General features: G+C 54.0%; 1 protein-coding gene. It reads left to right on the forward strand.

Annotated elements, in window-relative coordinates:
* On the forward strand, positions 1-576 hold a 576-nt coding region (locus tag BFF42_RS20285), incomplete at both ends, for an IS3 family transposase (RefSeq protein ID WP_252866579.1).

Here is a 576-nt window from a genome sequence, read left to right on the forward strand (position 1 = left end):
GGGTAAAAAGGTCCGTACGACCATCAGCCGGAAAGCCGTTGCCGCAGGCGACCGCGTAAACCGTCAGTTCGTGGCAGAACGACCTGACCAGCTGTGGGTGGCTGATTTTACTTACGTCAGCACATGGCAGGGCTTCGTCTATGTGGCGTTCATCATTGATGTGTTTGCCGGATACATCGTGGGGTGGCGGGTCTCATCGTCCATGGAAACGACATTCGTGCTGGATGCTCTGGAGCAGGCGTTATGGGCCCGTCGACCGTCCGGCACGGTCCATCACAGTGATAAAGGTTCTCAGTATGTATCGCTGGCCTACACACAGCGGCTTAAGGAAGCCGGATTACTGGCATCAACAGGAAGTACAGGCGACTCGTATGACAACGCGATGGCGGAGAGCATCAATGGTCTTTACAAAGCGGAGGTAATACACCGTAAGAGCTGGAAAAACCGTGCAGAAGTGGAACTGGCCACACTCCTCCGGCAGAAGCAGAAAAAGCTTATTATGCTTCCATCGGAAACGATGATCTGGCAGCCTGAGTTCACAGATAAAACACTCTCCAGGAAACCCGGGGCGGTTCA

It is taken from the genome of Shigella sp. FC1661 (genome assembly GCF_001712525.1).
GTDB classification, from domain to species: domain Bacteria; phylum Pseudomonadota; class Gammaproteobacteria; order Enterobacterales; family Enterobacteriaceae; genus Escherichia; species Escherichia coli.